Raw genomic sequence first — 19,886 nt, 5'->3', positions numbered from 1 at the left:
TAAAGACAACGTATCGCTGCGTCGAACCTGTCTACAGATACCTTATTGTGCCGGCTCACCTTTCACCTAGAGATCAACATGGACAATTCAGAGTTGGGGATCATGATCATTTCGATGATCGGGTTGTTCGGCTTTGCTTCGTTTATTTTTGAATACTTGAGTGCCAGGCAAAGGGACCGATAACGTTCGGCGTTATCCGTCCCTTTTTGCCCTAGCGCGTCGCGACGATAAACAACCGCGGGAACGGCAGCAGCACCGAACCATCGCTCAGCGCCGGATAAGCCTGCTCGATGGCGGCGTGATACTGCTTGAGGTATTGCGCCTTCTCCGCGTCATTCAGCGGTTCGAGAAACGGCCGCAAACCGCTGCCCTTGAACCACTCGACCACCCCCGACGCGCCGCCCGCAAGCGGGTGATGGTACGTGGTGCGCCACACATCGACTCGCGCACAATGCGGTCGCAGCATCGAGTAGTACTCGCTGGCACTCGCCATGTCCGTGCGTTGCCCGGCGGCGTCCACCAACTTGCTGGCCCACGGCCCATCGGCAGCGACTTCGCGCATCAGGCGATGGGACGGCTCGTTGAGATTGTCGGGCATTTGAATGGCCAGGCTGCCGCCATCGGTCAGTCGGGCGGCCAGAGAAGGCAGTAACGTCGCGTGGTCGGGCACCCACTGCAACACCGCGTTGGCGAAAATCACATCGAACGGCCCCGGTTCGTTCCAGGTATCAATGTCAGCCGTGTCGAATTGCAGCTGGGGCAAGCGCTTGCGGGCGGCGTCGATCATATCGGTCGAACTGTCCAGGCCACGCACCGTGGCATTGGCGAAGCGCTCCACCAGCAACTCGGTCGAATTGCCGGGACCGCAACCGATGTCGATGGCCGATCGCGCGTCCACGGGCGGGACCGCCGCCAGCAAATCACGGGCCGGGCGGGTGCGTTCATCTTCAAAAGCGACGTATTGTCTGGCGGACCAACTCATTGCGTTCTCCTGTCGATACGTTGTTGTGGCCAGCGGCGCACAACCGGTTCGCTACGATACCTCGACTGGCGCGCCCTGCCCTATCCGACCTATGGCGAAACCTGCCCCACTGAGTTTGTAACAGCTCAAATCGGTCTATTACCTGAACTTGCCTCACTTGAAGTCGACATAGCCAAAAGGTGATGAGAGAGCGACACTAGAACCCGTCTGTCCCGAGCTGCAAGAAAGTTGATAACCATCCTGGTCTTGGCAAGCCGTCGGCAATGTGAAATTGACGAACTATTGGATCCGCGCAAAAAACCGGCCTAGAGGGCCGGCTTCTTTTACCAGTCAGCAAACAGTGCTAGTCGTAATACCCAACAGTCTTCTTCAAGTGATCTGAGTATTCGTAGATATCGTCTATCGAGTTTATGGCGTGCCGGGTCTCATTCTTTTCTTCGTCAAAAATACCGATGTATTTTTGCGAGCGATTGAAGTGTAAGCGGCAGATCGGTTTGCGGTTGTTGTCATCGAGCAGAATGCCGAAGTAACTCTGCGTGTCTCGCTGAACAATCCTCTTTGCATCGACAACAGACCGAACCACCGCTCGAACAATGTGATAGCCCTCCAGCTCTTCCAGTGTCGTCAGCACCTTGTCCTCTAACTCGTCCCGCACATCCGACTGCTCAACACCGCCGGAAGAAACTGGTAACGAGGCCAAGGCCGGTTGAATGGCTCCGCTCATCGCCGACTTGAGCCTGTCGTTGATTTGGTCGTTGAGAAACTGCACTACCGCCTTTCTCGTTAACTCCTGGAACTGCTCACGGACCTTCTGTGTAATCACCCCATCGTATACACGCGAAGCGAACACTTTCACGAAGTCGTCATCAGGTTTGCTGACCTGCGAAGCGATGACCTTCTTGATCTGGCTGACGTACTTCAATTCACCGGCGGCGCTGATGATCGAATCGACATCGAAGGCAGACTTCGTGAGCTTGACCAATTCAGGGACGGAATACTCGTCGATGTCCAACAGGTCGAGTTCAAGAAACGGCTTCTCATCCATTTTGTTGGGCGCGTCCAAGTCGGTGAAAAACCTGTAGACCTGACCGTTGGTAAGGATGGAGATTCGAGCACTGGTTACATGGAAGTAACGAAACAATTGGGAGGCGTGATTGATGTGCAATGGCTCGCCTATTTTTTTGCACTCTATAAGAATCTGTACCTCTCCGCCTTTCATGATTGCGTAATCAATTTTTTCTCCCTTTTTTGTTCCGATGTCGCAAACAAATTCAGGAGTCACTTCAGTCGGATCGAAAACATCGTAGCCCAGCACCGTACTGATAAAGGGCATGACAAACGCGTTCTTGGTTGCTTCTTCTGTCTTTATTGCAGCGCCTTGCAAACGAACTTTGGCGGCTAGACTTGTGAGCTTTTCGAAGAATTCCATGAGTGACCTCTTAGCTGGTGTCGATCCGTGGTTTGCATGCTGGCAAATTGACTGCCCTAGATACTAGACACAAACCGGCACAAAGAAAGATTCAGGCCAATAAAGGGAAAAGAAGAGCCGTAGCAAAAAACCGGTTTTTCATTGAACAGAGGTCCATTAAGTAGAATTTTCAACCCGCCGTCGCTGTCTGAAAATCAGGCGCATCCCTATAAGGAACACGGCAATGAAATTCGCAAAAATCTCGCAGAAACTCGCCCTGTGGGCCGGCAGTCCGAAGACGTTTATGGGGGCGTTGATACTGATTGGTCTGTGGGGGTTGAGCGGGCCGATATTTGATTACAACGACACCTGGCAACTGATCATCAACACCTCAACCACGATCATCACGTTCCTGATGGTGTTCCTGATCCAGAACACGCAGAACCGCGACACCGACATCCTGCACTTGAAAATCGATGAGTTGCTGCGGGTAAACAAAGAGGCGCAGAACGCGATGCTGGGGCTGGAATTGCTGGACCTCAAGCAACTGGAAGCGCTACGCAGACACTATCGCGCCATGGGCGAAAAAGACGTGCATGATCTGGCGGGGCTGGCCACTACGAGCAAGCGCAAACAGGACTTGAATGAGTGCTGAGCACAAACAAAACGGCGCGTGATGTGAATCACGCGCCGTTTGCGTTCAACACCGTTAATCGCCTGGTCTAGCGACTGGCTTGCAACGCTCTGGCCATTTCCAGGTGGCTCTGCAGTTTGGGCAAGGTTTCCTCAGCGAAGGCTTTGATTTGCGGCACGTCGGTGGTCTGAGCGACTTGTTGAAGCTGCTCGATGGCTTCCTGGGTCGTCTTCACCTGACTGGCGGTATAAGCCTGATCAAAGGATGCGCCGTCCTTCACTTCCGGCATCAACGCTTTGGCCTTGTCGACCACTTCTTCGCGAGGGGCAACCGGCAAATCCAGCTGTTTGGCGATTTTCGCCAAGTGCTGGTTGGCGGTCGTGCGGTCATTGATGACCACGATGGTGTAGTCCTTGACCTCTTTGGATTCGGATTTCTGGTGCGCCAGGCGACTGGCTTCGATGTCGGCCATGCCTTTGGCCGACGCATCGTTGATGAACTCGGCGGGCGACTGGGCGAAGGCACTGTTGGCAAACAGGCCCAGCAACGTGACAAGACTGGCAGTACGTAATCGGGTGGCCATCCGGCTCATGGTCGCGCCCTCCTTCTATAAAAATTCAAGCGGGAGCTTTCGCCCCCGCCTCTCAATCAAAACTACCTTGCGACTACTTCGACTTCTGACCACCTTTGCGGCCCATATCAGGTTTCGCAGGGTCTTTATCGACGGTCGTAGTGGTAGTTTTCCCACCTTTGCGACCGGCTTCTGACGCCTTCGTTCGATCGTTGGCGAAGTTTCCCGAGTTCGAGTTTCTTGAGTTAGGCATGATTCTCTACCTCTTGGTGATGATCGCGGCGAGCAGGAGCCCGCATAAAATCTGAATTTCGATCACCACAAAGGTTTAGAAAAAATGAAGTCGCCGCGACGAACGGTGGCCGATTTTTCAGGCCCCGAGGCGCTGATGATGTTGGCGCTTGGCCGCATACATGGCCTCATCGGCATGCCGGAACAGTTGCTGTTCTTCGGTGCCATGCTCGGGGTAATGCGCGACGCCGATACTCGGCCGGATGTTCACGCTTTGCCCGTCCAGGCGCAGGGGTTGCGCCAGCACCTGACGGATTTTCCCCGCAACGTTGTCAGCGTCTTCCGACGCGTGGATGCTGTGCAACAACACCACAAACTCATCCCCACCGATACGCGCCACCGTGTCGGTCTCACGCACGCAGCCCTTGAGTCGATTGGCGACCGCCTGCAACAGCATGTCGCCGACTGCGTGGCCATGGGTGTCGTTGACTTCCTTGAAGCGGTCGAGGTCGACGTACAGCAATGCCATCCGCCCGGAGTCCGTGCGAGCCTGCGCCAGCGAATTTTGAAGCCGGTCGCGCAGCAACGCCCGGTTGGGCAGTTGAGTCAGTTGGTCGTATTGGGCCATGCGTTGTAACCGGGCATGTAACTGCTTGCGCTCGATCGCGGTGGCGACCTGGGCGCAGACGTATTGCAGCAACTCCTTATCCTGCTCGGTGTAGCGCTCGCCACCCGGTACGCTTTTGACGATCAGCGCGCCAATGATGCCGTTTTGCGAGTTCAACGGGACACCCAGCCAGCAAGGCGAGTCCTGTCCGGAGACCGATGCCTCAAAGCCTTCTGGCAGAGTGTCCTGGTCCAGGGTCAGCAAAATCGGCTGACCGCTGCGAATCACTTCGGCACAGAGGCGCCCGGTCATGGTTCCGGGCTGCTCGGGCTGCAGTTCATGGTCGTCGACGTGATACGGAAAGTTCAGCTGCGCACAGTGCTCGTCATACAGCGCCACGGAGAAATTCAGTGCCGGCAGCCATTCGCCGATGATCAAGTGGATGCGCTTGAACAACGCCAGCAAATCTTCCGCTGCGTGGGCCGCCTCGGAGATCGCGTATAACGCCGCTTGCCGGGATTCGGCCTGCTTGCGTTCGGTGATGTCCCGGGCCACAGCGATGCGCAACTGATCGACTTCAGACCAGCGCGCCGACCACAGGATATGCACCACCGCGCCGTCCTTGCGCAGGTAGCGGTTTTCGAAGTTGAGTTTGGGATCACCGCCCATGATCTCGCGCGCGGCGTCGAGGGTGCGCTGGCGATCGGCGGGGTGCACCATGTCGATCATCGGCTGGCCGATCAGCTCGTCCGGGGTGTAGCCGAAAATACGTTCGCAGGCCGCGCTGACAAATACGAAGCGACCTTGTTTATCCACCGCACAGACGGCGTCCAGCAAGAGATCGATGTAGCTCGCCAACGGCGCGGAATTTCTGGTTGCCATGGTGCGATAAGCGTTTCCGGACAATGCAGCAATAAAAAGCCCCTCCATGACCCATCGGGCATTGACGCATCCGTGCGCTCAACCTCAAGCCTTGTTCGTCACCAGCCCCGGCAGTGCATGAGCGAGGGCGTTGATGGCGAAACCGATAAACATCACCCCACATAACCGTGTGATCGCCAGTTCATGGCGCTGATACAAGGTGCGAACTTGCCGTGCACCAACAATGCCAATGAGGATAGCGTAGGCCATGAGACCGCCGACGAAGCTCAGGACAATCAACCAAGGCAACATTGACCAGTGCAGCAACTCCGCCCGGCTGGACAGCAGCGCAGTGAACGTCGCCACCGCCACGGGGTAGGCCTTGGGATTGGTGAGGCCAAACAGAATGCCGTGCCAAAAGGGCTGGCGAGCCGGGCCTTGAGGGGCATCGGCGCTGCTGCGCTTCGCCCGTATGGCGCGCAAACCGAGCCAAAACAGGTACAGCCCGCTGAGTACGCCCAGCACATCAAACGCCGTGCTGCCGATTTCACGGGCACCGACAATCGCGATCAATGCCGTGCTGCACCAGACCACGTCCCCCAACAAATGCCCACAGAGAAACCCCGCCCCGGCCCGCCGTCCACGCGCGGCGCCAATCCCGAACACCGCCAATACGCCCGGCCCCGGTGTGATGCCATAAATGAAACCCGAGGCGAGAACAGCCATTAGCAGCGATGGGGTCATTGAAAGTCCCTTTTACTATTTGGTGAATGGGCGCAAGTCTATATCAGGTCCCGGGTATATCGACTGACTGATCGTCGAAGAACTTCATTCCCGCATACGGGCGCTCTCGACAGGCTGCCAGCCGCGACGCCAGATCGCCAACATGGGCTTCGAGCTTGTGGCCGTCCGGGTCGAGGAAATAGAAGGACGCGCCTTCGCTGTGGTTGTCGCGCCATTCTTGTACGCTGGCGGATCGCAGGCGTTCGACGAACACGGGGAAATCGATTGCGCTGATGGTGAAGGCGTAATGGGTGTAATCGGCGGCGGGTCCCGAGTTGCGCAGCGGATCAACGGACAGGCACAGCCACAAACCCGGCAGTGACAGATAGGCGCCGGTGTCCCAAGTGGCTTCGAGGCGCAGTTGCAGCAGGTCTTGATAGAACGCCACGCTGCGGTTCAGGTCGGTGACGGCGAGGGTTAGGTGGTTGAGGCCGGTGAGCATGGGCGATTAACCTTTGAGTGCTACTGGCACGACGTAGTGCTTGCCGTCGTATTCCAGGGTAACCCGAGTTGTTTTCAACTTGCGGGACGTATCGTTGCACTCTTCTCCAACCCGAAAGTTTTTGGTCACCGTCACGGTGGAACTGACAACAAGATCTGCAAATCCGTTATGAGTTGTGTTGCCAATATCGACGGTTCTTTGTGTACGTTCGCCCTCTCCCGCGCAGTTACCATCCCACTCGCCCCTGCTCGTAGAAATGATTAGCCCTTCCAATACTGGACGTAATGTATCGCCCTCCTTGAGATACAAGGCCAGTTCGGTTTTGTGATAAGGGTTTACGCTCGAGCTGTGTTCGAAACTCGAACGAATGCCAAAAGCGCGACTTTCGGGCGCCAACTTGTAGCGTGCCGTATCAATGGACAACCCTTCATACGCCACAGCGTCTGAATAATAGGCATCTTTTTTAAGGTAATTGGCCAGGCGTTTCGAACTGGATGAACGTATGAGCGACAGTTCCAGATCAACGTTTCCGCCATCGTTGTTCGCGTCAGCGGAATCCGGTTTGAATGTCGACGTAGCCACAATAGTTTGGTCGTCATACGCCGGCCAGACTTTGCAAAGGGTGAACGTTCGCTCACCGAAGGGCGCTTCTTCGCACCCCGCTTGCGCTTGGCTGACAGCCGTGATGAGGCCGAACAAGACAAGTGAATTCAGTCGTTTCTTTGTGGTTAACATGTTCTTCCCTGATCGCTTCCCATGATTTACAAGCCCTTGAACCCCTGAGGCAGAACGTAGGTTTTACCGTCATATCGAAGTGTTGTCAGCACCGGTTTGGCTGTCATGGTTTTGGATTCACATGCATCCCCTTGGCCTTTCCCTGTTTCGCTGGTGGACACGGTCTTGACGATCAAGTCCGCGAATCCATGTGAACTGGTTTGGCCGATTTCGACGGTACGGGTGTATTGATAACGCTCACCGGCGCAATTGCCATCCCATTCACCGCCATACTCATAGGTGATGAGCTTATCCAGGACCGGACGCAACTTGTCGCCCTCTTTCACATAGAGCGACAGCAACTTTTCACTCACGGGATTTACCCGAGACGAGCCATTGAACGTGGCGCGCACACCAAACGCTCTTACTTCAGGAGTGAGCTTGTAACGAGCGGTATCGAGTTGCAGTCCCTCAAAGGCGATGGCATCGGATTCAAAAACCGATGTCTTGTGATACGTCGCCAGCGGTTTCGAATCGCCAGCCGTCACCACGGCAAGATTGAGATCATATTTTCCCTGAGGACCATTATCGCTTGCCGAATATCCCGATTCGAACTGCGATAACGCTGTAATCGTCAACCCGGGATAGGCTGGCCAGTCTTTGCAAACCGAATAGCCGAAATCGCCCGCCAGAAACGGCTTCTCACAATCAGCGAACGCCTGCGTCGTCATCACCAACCCGCACAGCGCCACACAATTCACCCACCCAGACTTCAATGTCATTCCATGTTCCTTGTGTGTTTCAAAAAAACGAATGATTTCAGGCGCGCACTATCCCCTCCCCAATCCGCCCATTCAACCAGTTCAACGCCTGATCCCCACCCCGCCGTGTGTGCCAGACCAACACAAACGTAAACGACGGAATATGAAACGGCGGCGCAACTACGACCAGCGAGCGCTCATCAATCTCGCGCAGCCCACGTGAAGCCACGGTAAGAATCAGGTCCGTGCCGCTGATGAATTCCGGGGCGACGCTCCAGTGCGGCAGGCTGATCGCGACGCGACGGCGTTCACGTAACGCCGTCAGCGCCCGCTCGATTTCAGGCGTGCCGCTGCCGCGCATTTCCAGCAGGACGTGTGGCCGTGCGAGGTAGGTCGGCAGGTCGAGTACGCCATTGGCAGGCAGGCTGTTGCGATCGACCAGGCAGGCGTAGTGCTCTTCGAAGAGTGGCGTGCTGCGCAGCTCGTTTGGCAGTTCAGGGAAGACACCTGCTGCCAGGTCGATGTCGCCATTAAGTACTGCGTCGAGCATGCCTTCGCGGCTGGCGTGGCTGATTTGCAGGTCGATGCCCGGCGCTTCCCGGCGCAAGGTGCGAATCAGCCCTGGCAGGACGATGGCGGCGCCATAGTCGGACATTGCCAGACGAAACGTGCGCTTGGCCGTGGCCGGGTCGAAAGCGTTCGGGGCCAGCAGGGATTGCACCTGAGCGAGTGCTTCGGCCAAGGGTGCGATCAACTCCATGGCTCGCGGCGTGGGTACGAGCGTGGCACCCGCGCGCACCAGCAAAGGGTCTCCCAGCAAGTCGCGTAACCGCGCCAGGGCATGACTGACCGCCGGCTGACTCAGGTGTAAGCGCTGCGCCGCGCGCGTGACGTGCTGCTCGCTGAGCAAGGCGTCGAGGATCACCAGCAAGTTGAGGTCGATACGCCGAAGATCATTCATCTGATGCATGTTCTGGATAGCAATTCGGAATTTAAATCTGCGCGACGAATACTCTAGAGTCCAGCAAAACCTGTTGGAGAATGATCATGAGTACATTGCATTGGGCCGGGCTGTTGCTGCTGGCCGTGGTTGCCGGGGCGGTGGTGCCGTTTCAGAGCGCGATCAACGCCAACCTCACGCGCGGGTTGGGCCATCCGTTGTGGGCGACGCTTGCGTCGTTGCTGGTGAGTATCGTCGTGTTGTTGCCGATCATGTTGGCAATGCGCTTGCCGTTGCCGTCGCTGGCGTTCATCAGCAAGGCGCCGTTGTGGATGTGGGCGGGGGGTGCGTTTGGGGTGTGTTTTATTTCGTTGGCGCTGATGCTGCTGCCCAAGCTGGGGGCGTCGGGGTTTATTGCGTTGGCGCTGGCGGGACAGGTGGTGGCTTCGCTGGTGCTGGATCACTTTGGGTTGTTTGGGTTGGTGGAGCGGCAGATGACCTTGCCGCGGGTGTTGGGGGCAGTCTTGTTGATCGCCGGGGTCGCGTTGATTCAGTTCAGTGCGGCGCCAGGGAAGGGGTTGGTGGCGGCGGGTTGAGCGGGAACTGTCAGGCCGCTTTCGCGAGCAGGCTCGCTCCCACCCGATCGGCGGCGTGGCGCGGATCGCTCCCGCAGGACATCAGTGATGATTGCCAGGGCGCCGGGGCGCAGGTTTTCGATCAGCACGTCGGCGCTGGTCGCCAGTTGCTTGAACAGCTCAATGACTTCAGTTCGGCTGAGTCGGCGGGATAGCCCGGTTTTGGCCCACAGCATCGCAGGGCGTCGCCCTACACATAAATCTCTTGTAACACTCAACCGAACAGGAAACGGCCGATTCAATGCCCCCGCCGCTCTCTGTAAAGTCTGGAAACACACGGACGATTTCATCACTCAAGGACAGACACCTCAAATGGACCCGACAACACACACTACAAACACTTTCACCAACTATAGAAAACTGATCTCGTTGGCGGACCACAGCTGGGACACTGCGGAAGCAGGGAAAGTCGCGGGATTGAACGTCGACATCAGAAGCAGCAACCGCATGGTTGACCAACATGGGCGCGCCTTTCATCACTTCTGCACCACCTCCTACCTGGGCCTGGATCACCATCCCGATTTGCTCGACGGTGCCATGACCACCTTGTGGGAAACCGGTACCTTGCGCGTCGCCAACTCGAAAAACCGCTGCAAACTGGCGATCCTGGAGCTGTACGAAACCGAGCTCTCGGCACTGTTCGGCGCCACGTGCCTAAGCACCTTATCGTGCAGCGCGGCGAGTGCCGGCATCCTGCCGCTGCTGGCCAGTGGCGTGTTTACCGAGAACCAGCCACCGGTGATGGTATTTGACCGGTTGGCACACTACTCGATGAATCACCTCAAAGCCGCCTGCGCCGACGAAACCAAGGTCGTGACCAGTCCGCACAACGACATGGACTTCCTCGAAACGCAATGCCAGCACCACAACAGGGTCGCGTATGTTGCCGACGGCGCGTACAGCATGGGCGGAGTCGCCGACATGGACGGTCTGTTGTACTTGAGGGATCGCTATGGCCTTTTTCTCTATCTCGACGACTCCCACGCACTGTCCGCCGTTGGCACTTGCGGGGCCGGTCTGGTACGCCCAAGGTTGCAGGCTCTGGACGATGACGCCTTGATCGTCGCCTCATTGGCCAAGTCATTTGGCGCCAGCGGCGGGCTGGTGATGCTGGGCAATGAACGGCAGAAAAAGCTGATTCAACGTTATGGCGGCCCCAGCAATTGGTCGCAAAGTCTGAACAGCGCGGCCATCGGTGCGGGAAGGGCCTCCATCCAGTTGCATCGCACGCCGGCATTCGTCGCGCTACAGGAAAAACTTCAGGCTAATATCCGGCTCTTTGACAGCCTGATACGAACCGCACAACAGGGCAGTAACATGGCCATCCGCTTGATCCACTGCGGTGAAGCGACGCTGGCCAACCGTATTGCCATCGAATTGGCCAATCTCGGTTTCTTTACCTCGACAGTCTTTTTCCCCGTGGTCGAACAAGGCAAGGCTGCGATCAGAATCACCTTGCGCGCCGACATGGAGCCGATGCTGATACGCCATTTCTGTGAACTCGTCACCGAGCTATTACCCGCACACACCGGGGACCTCAGCTAGAAACCCAAGGAAGACCCCATGAAGAGCAGCACCACCCTCCTCGTCACCTGCAGCACGGTGTTTCTCGCCCAACTGGGCATGAGCATTTACCTGCCGGCGTTGCCGGACATTGCCCGGGGTCTGTCAGCCGACGCCTCGCAGGTGTCCTGGGGGTTGGCCGTGTACCTGATCGGCATGGCGCTGCCGATGTTGTTCTGGGGCAGCCTGGGGCAGCGCATTGGCCGAAAGCCGGTGTTGCTCGCCGCACTCGGTATCTACGGGCTGGGTAACCTTGCCCTGCCCTTGAGCCAGTCGCTTGAAACGTTCCTGTTCTGGCGTCTGGTCCAGGGGATGGGTGCCAGCGGGATTTCGGTCATGGCGCGGGTATTGATCCGCGACAGTTTCCGCGGTGACCTGCTGGCCAAGGCGCTGTCCTGGATCTCGATTTCGTTTGTAGTGGCGCTGGGGATCGGCCAGTACCTGGGGTCGATCATTCAGGTGGCGCTGGGCTGGCCGGCGATTTTTTATCTGTTGGGTGGCGCGAGTCTGTTGATGGCGATGGCGGTGGCGCGGGTCACGTTCCCGCTGCTGAACGAGGAGCCTGTCCAGTCGTCCGCCTGGCCGAGTTACTGGCGCATTTTGCGTGATCGCGCCTTCCTGCTGCCGGCACTCGCCGGCGGCCTCGGTTATGGGGTGATCATTGCGTTCAACACCGCAGCGCCGCTGATTCTGCAAGGTCCCTTCAACTGGTCGGCCGTGGAATACGGGCTGTTGGGCTGGCCGATCAGCGCGGCGTATTTCCTGGGGGCTTTGGGGGTCAATGCCTTTGTGCTTCGCACCGGTCAACGCTGGCTGATGACGGCGGGCGTGGGCCTGGTATTGGGCGGTAGCGCGGTGATGTTGCTGGGGAGCATCGCGGGCACTTCCGTTGCGCTGCTGCTCTGGTTGCCATACTGCTTTGCCGTGTTCGGGCAGTCTTTGAACTACCCGATCAGCCTGTCCCTGGCCAACGACGGCTCGCCGGTCGGCGGGGCTTATGCGATGGCGTTGAGTGGTTTCATCCACCAGCTGATGGCCGCCATCATCGGCGCGATTGCCAGTCTGATCGCGAGCCAGCAAGCATGGCCACTGTCCCTGTTTTGCACCTTGCTGGCCTTGGGCGCGATGGTGTGCGTGAGGCTCGCGCCCGGCCGGCAAACCGACTAGAACGCGCTGCGGAAAATCTCCTCGATCTGGCGCTGATCCGCCGCCCGTGGATTAGTCAGGCCGCACGCGTCTTTCAGCGCGTTGGTCGCGAGCGTCGGGATGTCGTTGAGCTTGGCGCCGAGTTCACGCAAACCGGCGGGAATCTCGATGTCGCTGGACAGGCTGCGGATCGCCGTGATGGCCGCTTGAGCGCCCTCTTCCGGGCTTAAGCCACGGACATCGGCGCCCATCGCGTGGGCCACATCGGTCAGGCGCGGGGCGCAGACCTGCGCATTGAAACTCTGCACGTGGGGCAGCAGCACCGCGTTGCATACGCCATGCGGCAAGTCATAGAACCCGCCCAACTGGTGAGCCATGGCGTGGACAAATCCCAGGGAGGCGTTGTTGAACGCCATGCCGGCGAGAAACTGTGCGTAAGCCATGTTTTCCCGTGCCGCCATGTCGCTGCCATTGCGCACGGCCAGACGCAGGTTGCTGCTGATCAAGGTGATGGCTTTCAGTGCGCAGGCATCGGTGATCGGATTGGCGGCGGTGGACACGTAGGCTTCAATGGCATGAGTCAGCGCGTCCATGCCGGTGGCGGCGGTCAATCCCTTGGGCATGGCGACCATCAGCGCCGGGTCGTTGACCGACAGCAACGGCGTGACGTTGCGGTCGACGATGGCCATTTTTACGTGGCGCGATTCGTCGGTGATGATGCAAAAACGGGTCATTTCGCTGGCCGTGCCGGCGGTGGTATTGATCGCGATCAGCGGCAATTGCGGCTGGGTCGATCGGTCGACGCCTTCGTAGTCGCGGATCTCCCCGCCGTTGGTCGCACACAACGCGATGCCCTTGGCGCAGTCATGGGGCGAACCACCGCCGAGCGACACCACAAAATCACAGCGACTTTCCTTGAGCAGGCCCAGGCCGCGCTCGACGTTGGCCATGCTCGGATTCGGTTTGGCGCCGTCGAAGATCACCGAGTCGATGTCCTGCATTGCCAGTTTTTCAGCAATCATCTTCGCCACACCGGCCTTGGCCAGCCCGGCGTCGGTGACGATCAGCGCCTTGCGAAAGCCGTATTTGCCAATGGCAACCATGGCTTCGTCCAGGCAGTCATTGCCCATGATGTTAACGGCGGGAATGAAAAACGTGCTGCTCATGAGCGATTCTCCTGGCTAAACCGATCGGTAGTGCCGATCCGGCGGGTGCGCACAGGATCGACGCTTCGGGCAGGCAGTAACTTGATCTGGCTCAAGTCCCGGTCGTGATAAAGTCGCCGCCCATCAGACCTTTTGCTTTGAGACTTTGACCGCAATGACCGATTTCCAGGATGTTGATGCCCAACTTGAAGACTGGAACGCCTTGCGCGCCACCGCCTCGTTCAGCGGTTTGCTGGTCGGCAACGGCGCCAGCCGTGCGGTGTGGGACGACTTCGGCTACGACTCGCTGTTCGAAAATGCCCGCACCGTCGAAGAAAAACCCCTGAGCCAGTCCGAGCTGAGCGTGTTCGACGCCATGCAGACCCGCAGTTTCGAACAGGTGCTGAGTGCGCTGAAAATCACCAGCCGGGTCAACAAGGCCCTGGCCGTCAGCTCCGCTGCGCCGCGTAATCGTTACTACGCGATCAAGGAAGCGCTGATCAACACAGTCCACGCGGTGCACATCCCGTGGCGGCTTGTGGTCCCGTCGACCCTGGCCGCCATCAGTCAGGAACTGGGCCGCTATCGAACGGTGTTCACCACCAATTACGACTTGCTCAACTACTGGGCGATCCAGCATCAGCCGGATGCCATCACCGATCTGTTCCAGGGCGCCGAACCGGGTTTTGATTTGAGCGCCACGGCGACCGATAAAACCCGTTTGTTGTACCTGCATGGTGGCCTGCACCTGGTGCGCAATCAGGACGGCACGGCGCGCAAGCTGATGTCGACGGAGGGCACATTGCTGGGCAGTTTCGCCATCAACAACACCATCAAGACGCTGGACGATGTGCCGCTGTTCGTCAACGAAGGGCCGGCGCAGGACAAGCTCAAGACCATTCGCAGCTCGGATTATCTGTCGTTTTGCTATGACCAGTTGCTGAGCCATGGTGAGGGGTTATGCCTGTTCGGGCATGCCTTGGGCGAGCAGGACAGCCACATCATCCATGCGTTGCGCCAGGCGAAACCCAAGGTAGTGGCAATCTCGATTTACCCGCGCAGCAAGGCGTTTATCCAGCATCAGAAGCGGCATTACACGAAGGTGTTTGAGGGAACGGGGTCAGAACTGCGGTTTTTTGATTCGAAGACCCATGCGCTCGGCAGCCCGAAGCTCACAGTTCCCGTCGAGGTCTGAAGCGAACACCGAACCTGTGGCGAGGGAGCTTGCTCCCGCTGGGCTGCGAAGCGGCCCCTGCATTCTTTCAGAGAAAACGCATTGTCAGGTTTTACGACTGCTTCGCAGCCGAGCGGGAGCAAGCTCCCTCGCCACAACAGCACCGCAACTTCATTCCTCAGCGCTATGCACCACCACCAGCAACTGCGCCTGAACCTCCCCCACTGAGCGAATCCGGTGCGGTTTCTGCGCATTGAAGTGCAGCGCATCCCCGCGATTGAGCAGCACGCGCTCGTTCATGAAGTCCACTTCCACCTGCCCTTCGTGGACGAACAGAAACTCTTCCCCCACGTGTTCCTTGAAGGTTTTATCCGCGAATTCTGTCGGCGGATAAATCATGAACGGCAGCAGGCTGCGCTCGCTGACCTGGTGGGCCAGCACCGCGTAGCCGGGGCTTTCATCGTTGGCCGCCAGAGACTGGCGCTCGTCGCTGCGCACCAGGCTGTAGCTGTCGAGGCTGATGTTGTCTTCGGAGAACAACTCCTCGACCTTCACGTTCAGCGCCTTGGCCAGTTTCAGGGCAGCCGCGATCGACGGCGTATTCAGCCCGCGCTCGACTTTCGACAGATAGCTCTTGGTCATGCCGGATTTTTCGGCCAGGGCCTCCAGCGTCACGCCAAGTTTTTTTCTAAGTAATTTCAAACGGATAGACATGAAGAACGATTAATCCATCAAGGAGGCGACGATTTGCCCTTGCCTATGACACAAAGTGTCATATAGCCTCTGCTGTGTCATTTTCATGAACCACCCAAGGACACCGAGATGGCCAAGACCTTAGCATTACCCAAAGAGCAATTGGTCAAGCAAGCGTTGACCCAGATGCAAAACACCCTGGCGGATAATACGTGGACCTACCGGCAAAAGCTGGCCCTGACCTGCCGGATTCTATTTGAAAATGGTCACGACTCCGGCCTGGCCGGGCAAATCACCGCCCGTGGCCCTCAGCCTGGCACCTATTACACTCAACAACTGGGCCTGGGTTTCGACGAGATCACCGCGAGCAATCTGCTGCTGGTCAACGAAGACCTGGAAGTGCTCGAAGGCCACGGCATGCCCAACCCGGCCAACCGTTTCCACAGTTGGGTGTACCGCGCCCGGCCCGACGTGAACTGCATCATTCACACGCACCCGACCCACGTCGCGGCGCTGTCGATGCTCGAAGTGCCGCTGCAGATTTCCCACATGGACCTGTGCCCGCTCTACGACGATTGCGCGTTTCTCGAAGGCTGGCCGGGCGTACCGGTGGGCAACGAAGAAGGTGATTTGATCGCCGGCGCACTGGGCGACAAACGGGCCATCCTGCTGTCGCACCACGGCCAGTTATCCACCGGCACGACCATCGAAGAAGCCTGTGTCATTGCTCAGCTGATCGAGCGTGCCGCAAAGCTGCAACTGCTGGCGATGAGTGCCGGGACCATCAAACCGATCCTGCCGGACCTGGGCCGCGAAGCCCATGACTGGATCTCGAAACCCAAGCGCCACGGCGCCGCGTTCAACTACTACGCCCGGCAGCACCTGCGTCAACACGCCGATTGCCTGAACTGAACCCACCCATTTCCTGAAGGAGACACGACATGTCGACCCCCGCCATTCACGGCATCATCGGCTACACCATCACCCCATTCACCGCCAATGGCGAAGGCGTCGATCTCGACGCACTCGGGCGTTCCATCGACCGCTTGATCGACGGCGGCGTCCACGCCATCGCGCCACTGGGCAGCACCGGCGAAGGCGCTTACCTGAGCGATGCGGAGTGGGATCAGGTCAGCGAATTCAGCATCAAGCATGTGGCCAGGCGCGTGCCGACCATCGTCAGCGTGTCCGACCTGACCACCGCCAAAGCCGTGCGCCGCGCCCGTTTCGCCGAAGCCCATGGCGCCGATGTGGTGATGGTGCTGCCGACGTCCTACTGGAAACTCAGCGAAGCGGAAATCCTCGCCCACTACCGCGCCATCGGCGACAGCATCGGCGTCCCGATCATGCTCTATAACAACCCGGCCACCAGCGGCACCGACATGTCGGTGGACCTGATCCTGCGGATCGTCAACGCCGTGGAGAACGTGACCATGGTCAAGGAGAGCACCGGCGACATCCAGCGCATGCACAAGCTGCAACTGCTTGGCGAAGGCCGGGTGCCGTTCTACAACGGCTGCAACCCGCTGGCGCTGGAAGCGTTTGCGGCGGGTGCCAAAGGTTGGTGCACAGCGGCGCCGAACCTGATTCCGCAGCTCAATCTGGATCTGTATGACGCGGTTCTGGCGAACGACCTGGGCAAGGCGCGTGAACTGTTCTATCGCCAGTTGCCGCTGCTGGACTTCATCCTCAAGGGTGGCTTGCCGGCGACGATCAAGGCGGGGCTGCGTGCGACCGGGCTGGAAGTGGGCGATCCGCGGTTGCCGGTGTTTCCACTCGGCGAGGCCGGGATCAGCCAGTTGCAAGACTTGCTGAAAGCCTTGCGCTGATCTAAAGCCGCACACAAAACCCATGAGGGAGTGAGCCTGCTCGCGATGGCGGACTGACATTCAACATCTTCGTTGAATGTCAGTCCGCCATCGCGAGCAGGCTCGCTCCTACAGGGGGAATTGTGTTGGTCCTGAAGGGAGCGATCAAAGCACCGGCAAGGTCTTGTCCTTGATCACGGTGGTCGGCCCATTGGCCTTGACGCTGGCGATGCCTTTATCCATCGCACCAGCGGAAGAGTAGGTCTCGCTGCTGCCGATGATCTCGTGGTTACCGGCCTTGAGATTGAAGTAAGGATGGCCATCCTTGGTGGTTTTCTTTTCGTAGCGCTCATCCAGCGGGCTGTTCTTCTGCACCGAAGCAATGCCGTTGTCGGCAGCACCGCGAGTGGTGTACAGCTCGCTGGTCAGAATGGTTTCGGCGTTGGCGGCCTTCAGTACAAACTTGAACTGACCGTTGCTGCTTTTGCTCACTTCGTACCATCCAGACATGCTCTTTCTCCTTGGCGATTGAGTGGTCTCGCGCTTCAGAGTAAAGACCAGCCCGGGACATCTGTCGCCTGTAACACCGCCATCGCGAGCAGGCTCGCTTCCACATTGGAATGCGTTCCCCTGTGGGAGCGAGCCTGCTCGCGATGGGGCCGGTAAGGCCAGCGCAAAACCAACCTATTTCACCACCGCCCGCACCACCGACAACTCCGGCGCCTGCACCCGTCGCTGACTCAGATACCGCGTACAACTCACCCGCAAGAACGAGGCGAAATTCACCACTTCGCCGCGGTAGTCCATCACCTCTTCATACAGCTTGGCGATCAACTGGTTGGTGGTCATGCCGTCAACCTCGGCTATTTCGCTGAGGATGTCCCAGAACTGATTCTCCAGGCGCAGGGTGGTGACCACCCCGCAGATGCGCAGCGAGCGGGAGCGCGATTCGTAGAGAATCGGATCAGCTTTGACGTACAGCTCGCACATGGAAAAGCCCCTCGTTACAGCGTGATTTTGGTGCCCAGCAACCCAAGGAAACCGGCGAGCCAGCTCGGGTGCGCCGGCCAGGCGGGCGCAGTGGCCAGATTGCCTTGTACGTGGCCTTCCGTCACCGGAATATCGATGAACGTACCGCCGGCCAGACGCACTTCCGGCGCGCAGGCCGGGTAAGCGCTGCACTCGCGACCTTCGAGAACTCCAGCTGCCGCGAGCAGTTGCGCACCGTGACACACGGCAGCGATCGGTTTGCCGGCCTTGTCGAATGCGCGCACCAGCTCCAGGACTTTTTCGTTCAGGCGCAGGTATTCCGGCGCACGACCGCCGGGGATCAGCAGCGCGTCGTAGTCGGATTCAGCGACTTTGGCGAAATCGAAGTTCAGGGCAAACAAGTGACCGGGTTTTTCGCTGTAGGTCTGGTCGCCTTCGAAGTCGTGAATCGCCGTGCGCACAGTCTGGCCGTCGGATTTGTCCGGGCAAACGGCGTGCACCGTGTGGCCGACCATCAGCAGCGCCTGGAAAGGCACCATCACTTCGTAGTCTTCGACGTAATCGCCGACCAGCATCAGAATTTTCTTGGCAGCCATGGGGAGGACTCCTCTGGGAAATGCATCGGAGTATTCAAGGTAGTCCTTATCCAGCGGGTCGGGTAATAACCAGCTACTACCTGAAAACCGCGTTATCGTTCTTCGCGGGCAAGCCTCGCTCCTACAAAGGCACCACCATACCTGTAGGAGCGAGGCTTGCCCGCGAAGGCGCCCTTCAACTGTACGGATAACTCTGCGCCTATCTGTAACAGCGCGATCCCCGTGGTTTATGGCTAGATGAAGTCTCTTCCCGCCACCTAACATTCTGGTCCCCCATCATGTCCTCGCGCGAAAACACCGGCATGGCCCTCGGCCTGCTCGGCGTTGTGATCTTCAGCCTCACCTTGCCCTTCACGCGGATCGTCGTGCAGGAACTTCATCCGCTGCTCAACGGCCTGGGCCGGGCGCTGTTTGCGGCGGTGCCGGCGGCGATGTTGTTGCTGTGGCGCCGGGAAAAATGGCCGACCTGGAAACAGGTCAAAGGCCTGACACTGGTGATCGCAGGCGTGATCCTCGGTTTTCCGGTGTTGTCGGCCTGGGCCATGCAAACCTTGCCGGCCTCCCACGGCGCGCTGGTCAACGGTTTGCAGCCGCTGTGCGTCGCGCTGTACGCCGCGTGGTTGTCCCACGAACGACCGTCGAAAGCCTTCTGGGCCTGCGCGGCGTTGGGCAGTGCGCTGGTGTTGGGTTATGCGCTGATCAGCGGGGCCGGCAGTATTCAGGCCGGTGATTTGCTGATGCTCGGGGCGATTGCCGTGGGCGGCCTGGGTTATGCCGAGGGTGGCCGGTTGGCCAAGGAGATGGGCGGCTGGCAGGTGATCTGCTGGGCGCTGGTGTTATCGACGCCGCTGCTGATCGGACCGGTGATCTATTTGGCGCTGCAACACCAGGGCGAAATTTCCGCCAAGACCTGGTGGGCGTTTGGTTATGTTTCGCTGTTCTCGCAGTTCATCGGGTTCTTTGCCTGGTACGCCGGGTTGGCGATGGGCGGCATTGCCCGGGTCAGTCAGATCCAGCTGTTGCAGATCTTCTTCACCATCGCGTTTTCGGCGCTGTTCTTTGGTGAACATATCGAGCCGATCACCTGGCTGTTTGCCGCCGGGGTGATCGTGACGGTGATGCTCGGACGCAAGACCGCCATCAAACCCGCCCGCATTGCCACCACGTGACCTGTAGGAGCCAGGCTTGCCGGCGAAGGCGTC

The 19,886-nt window shown here is 58.6% G+C and carries 24 protein-coding genes; 8 read left to right on the top strand and 16 right to left on the bottom strand.

Going from position 1 to position 19,886, the window contains the following annotated elements; all coding sequences use genetic code 11:
- Positions 1-211: 211 nt before the first annotated feature.
- The gene (tam, locus tag RHP74_RS06980; protein ID WP_311098540.1) at positions 212-982 is read right to left on the bottom strand and encodes a trans-aconitate 2-methyltransferase; all 771 of its coding nucleotides are present in this window, start codon (positions 980-982) and stop codon (positions 212-214) included.
- A 343-nt stretch (positions 983-1,325) separates the two neighbouring features.
- Positions 1,326-2,411, bottom strand: coding sequence for a type I restriction endonuclease (locus tag RHP74_RS06975; RefSeq protein WP_077749597.1), 1,086 nt, complete (start codon positions 2,409-2,411; stop codon positions 1,326-1,328).
- 223 nt (positions 2,412-2,634) lie between these two features.
- Between RHP74_RS06975 and RHP74_RS06970 the strand changes: the two genes are divergently transcribed.
- Complete coding sequence (locus tag RHP74_RS06970; RefSeq protein ID WP_010462444.1) at positions 2,635-3,045, top strand: low affinity iron permease family protein; 411 nt, start codon at positions 2,635-2,637, stop codon at positions 3,043-3,045.
- A 67-nt stretch (positions 3,046-3,112) separates the two neighbouring features.
- Here the strand turns inward: RHP74_RS06970 and RHP74_RS06965 are convergent, their stop codons facing one another.
- The 8 genes from RHP74_RS06965 to RHP74_RS06930 form a co-directional block, all read right to left on the bottom strand.
- On the bottom strand, positions 3,113-3,616 hold the full coding sequence (locus RHP74_RS06965; protein WP_102595563.1) for a DUF4142 domain-containing protein: 504 nt from the start codon (positions 3,614-3,616) through the stop codon (positions 3,113-3,115).
- Positions 3,617-3,689: 73 nt separating this feature from the next.
- Positions 3,690-3,848: a KGG domain-containing protein gene (locus tag RHP74_RS06960; protein WP_010462447.1), complete on the bottom strand. Its 159-nt coding sequence runs from the start codon at positions 3,846-3,848 to the stop codon at positions 3,690-3,692.
- A gap of 117 nt (positions 3,849-3,965) precedes the next feature.
- Positions 3,966-5,315 (bottom strand): GGDEF domain-containing protein, encoded by a 1,350-nt coding sequence (locus RHP74_RS06955; protein ID WP_145307424.1) that lies wholly within the window; start codon positions 5,313-5,315, stop codon positions 3,966-3,968.
- An 84-nt stretch (positions 5,316-5,399) separates the two neighbouring features.
- Positions 5,400-6,038: a LysE family translocator gene (locus RHP74_RS06950; protein ID WP_010462451.1), complete on the bottom strand. Its 639-nt coding sequence runs from the start codon at positions 6,036-6,038 to the stop codon at positions 5,400-5,402.
- 43 nt (positions 6,039-6,081) lie between these two features.
- Positions 6,082-6,519, bottom strand: coding sequence for a fosfomycin resistance glutathione transferase (gene fos / locus RHP74_RS06945; RefSeq protein ID WP_311098531.1), 438 nt, complete (start codon positions 6,517-6,519; stop codon positions 6,082-6,084).
- A gap of 6 nt (positions 6,520-6,525) precedes the next feature.
- Positions 6,526-7,254, bottom strand: a complete 729-nt coding sequence (locus RHP74_RS06940) for a hypothetical protein (protein ID WP_200667864.1) — start codon at positions 7,252-7,254, stop codon at positions 6,526-6,528.
- Positions 7,255-7,280: 26 nt separating this feature from the next.
- Positions 7,281-8,015: a hypothetical protein gene (locus tag RHP74_RS06935; protein WP_311098528.1), complete on the bottom strand. Its 735-nt coding sequence runs from the start codon at positions 8,013-8,015 to the stop codon at positions 7,281-7,283.
- 37 nt (positions 8,016-8,052) lie between these two features.
- Positions 8,053-8,964 carry a LysR substrate-binding domain-containing protein gene (locus RHP74_RS06930; protein WP_083374847.1) on the bottom strand — a complete coding sequence of 304 codons (912 nt, stop codon included), beginning with the start codon at positions 8,962-8,964 and terminating at the stop codon, positions 8,053-8,055.
- 77 nt (positions 8,965-9,041) lie between these two features.
- On the opposite strand from RHP74_RS06930, the gene RHP74_RS06925 reads away from it, so the two are divergent.
- Positions 9,042-9,530, top strand: coding sequence for a DMT family transporter (locus RHP74_RS06925; RefSeq protein ID WP_311098526.1), 489 nt, complete (start codon positions 9,042-9,044; stop codon positions 9,528-9,530).
- On the opposite strand, the gene RHP74_RS06920 is transcribed toward RHP74_RS06925, so the two are convergent.
- Entirely contained in the window at positions 9,485-9,745 is a 261-nt protein-coding gene (locus RHP74_RS06920) for a hypothetical protein (protein ID WP_311098524.1), read from the bottom strand. The genes RHP74_RS06925 and RHP74_RS06920 overlap by 46 nt on opposite strands.
- A 136-nt stretch (positions 9,746-9,881) precedes the next feature.
- Here RHP74_RS06920 and RHP74_RS06915 point away from each other — a divergent pair, with 136 nt between their 5' ends.
- Positions 9,882-11,114 (top strand): aminotransferase class I/II-fold pyridoxal phosphate-dependent enzyme, encoded by a 1,233-nt coding sequence (locus tag RHP74_RS06915; protein WP_077749591.1) that lies wholly within the window; start codon positions 9,882-9,884, stop codon positions 11,112-11,114.
- An 18-nt stretch (positions 11,115-11,132) separates the two neighbouring features.
- The gene (locus RHP74_RS06910) at positions 11,133-12,299 is read left to right on the top strand and encodes a multidrug effflux MFS transporter (protein WP_311098521.1); all 1,167 of its coding nucleotides are present in this window, start codon (positions 11,133-11,135) and stop codon (positions 12,297-12,299) included.
- Here the strand turns inward: RHP74_RS06910 and yiaY are convergent.
- Positions 12,296-13,444 carry an L-threonine dehydrogenase gene (gene yiaY, locus RHP74_RS06905; protein ID WP_311098519.1) on the bottom strand — a complete coding sequence of 383 codons (1,149 nt, stop codon included), beginning with the start codon at positions 13,442-13,444 and terminating at the stop codon, positions 12,296-12,298. The two genes, RHP74_RS06910 and yiaY, sit on opposite strands and share 4 nt — an antisense overlap.
- 154 nt (positions 13,445-13,598) lie before the next feature.
- Between yiaY and RHP74_RS06900 the strand changes: the two genes are divergently transcribed.
- Positions 13,599-14,618 (top strand): DUF4917 family protein, encoded by a 1,020-nt coding sequence (locus RHP74_RS06900; RefSeq protein ID WP_083374853.1) that lies wholly within the window; start codon positions 13,599-13,601, stop codon positions 14,616-14,618.
- A gap of 150 nt (positions 14,619-14,768) precedes the next feature.
- On the opposite strand, the gene RHP74_RS06895 is transcribed toward RHP74_RS06900, so the two are convergent.
- Positions 14,769-15,311 (bottom strand): helix-turn-helix domain-containing protein, encoded by a 543-nt coding sequence (locus RHP74_RS06895; RefSeq protein ID WP_102595572.1) that lies wholly within the window; start codon positions 15,309-15,311, stop codon positions 14,769-14,771.
- A 108-nt stretch (positions 15,312-15,419) separates the two neighbouring features.
- Here RHP74_RS06895 and RHP74_RS06890 point away from each other — a divergent pair, with 108 nt between their 5' ends.
- Positions 15,420-16,202: an aldolase gene (locus RHP74_RS06890; protein WP_311098516.1), complete on the top strand. Its 783-nt coding sequence runs from the start codon at positions 15,420-15,422 to the stop codon at positions 16,200-16,202.
- Positions 16,203-16,231: 29 nt separating this feature from the next.
- Positions 16,232-17,119 carry a dihydrodipicolinate synthase family protein gene (locus tag RHP74_RS06885; RefSeq protein ID WP_311098514.1) on the top strand — a complete coding sequence of 296 codons (888 nt, stop codon included), beginning with the start codon at positions 16,232-16,234 and terminating at the stop codon, positions 17,117-17,119.
- Between the two features lie 144 nt (positions 17,120-17,263).
- On the opposite strand, the gene RHP74_RS06880 is transcribed toward RHP74_RS06885, so the two are convergent.
- The 3 genes from RHP74_RS06880 to RHP74_RS06870 all read right to left on the bottom strand — a co-directional run bounded on the left by RHP74_RS06880 (position 17,264) and on the right by RHP74_RS06870 (position 18,684).
- A complete protein-coding gene (locus RHP74_RS06880) occupies positions 17,264-17,608 on the bottom strand; it encodes a YegP family protein (RefSeq protein ID WP_010462476.1) in 345 nt (114 codons plus the stop codon).
- Between the two features lie 174 nt (positions 17,609-17,782).
- Positions 17,783-18,088: a ribbon-helix-helix domain-containing protein gene (locus tag RHP74_RS06875; protein WP_008025707.1), complete on the bottom strand. Its 306-nt coding sequence runs from the start codon at positions 18,086-18,088 to the stop codon at positions 17,783-17,785.
- Between the two features lie 14 nt (positions 18,089-18,102).
- On the bottom strand, positions 18,103-18,684 hold the full coding sequence (locus RHP74_RS06870; RefSeq protein ID WP_102595575.1) for a DJ-1/PfpI family protein: 582 nt from the start codon (positions 18,682-18,684) through the stop codon (positions 18,103-18,105).
- Between the two features lie 278 nt (positions 18,685-18,962).
- Here RHP74_RS06870 and RHP74_RS06865 point away from each other — a divergent pair, with 278 nt between their 5' ends.
- Positions 18,963-19,853 (top strand): DMT family transporter, encoded by an 891-nt coding sequence (locus tag RHP74_RS06865; RefSeq protein ID WP_311098508.1) that lies wholly within the window; start codon positions 18,963-18,965, stop codon positions 19,851-19,853.
- Positions 19,854-19,886: the final 33 nt, after the last annotated feature.

Origin of the sequence: Pseudomonas sp. SG20052 (assembly GCF_031766055.1) — a bacterium.
GTDB classification, from domain to species: Bacteria; Pseudomonadota; Gammaproteobacteria; order Pseudomonadales; family Pseudomonadaceae; genus Aquipseudomonas; species Aquipseudomonas mandelii.
The sequence above is the reverse complement of the archived record's forward strand: the minus strand, read 5'-3'. Positions and strand labels throughout refer to the sequence as shown.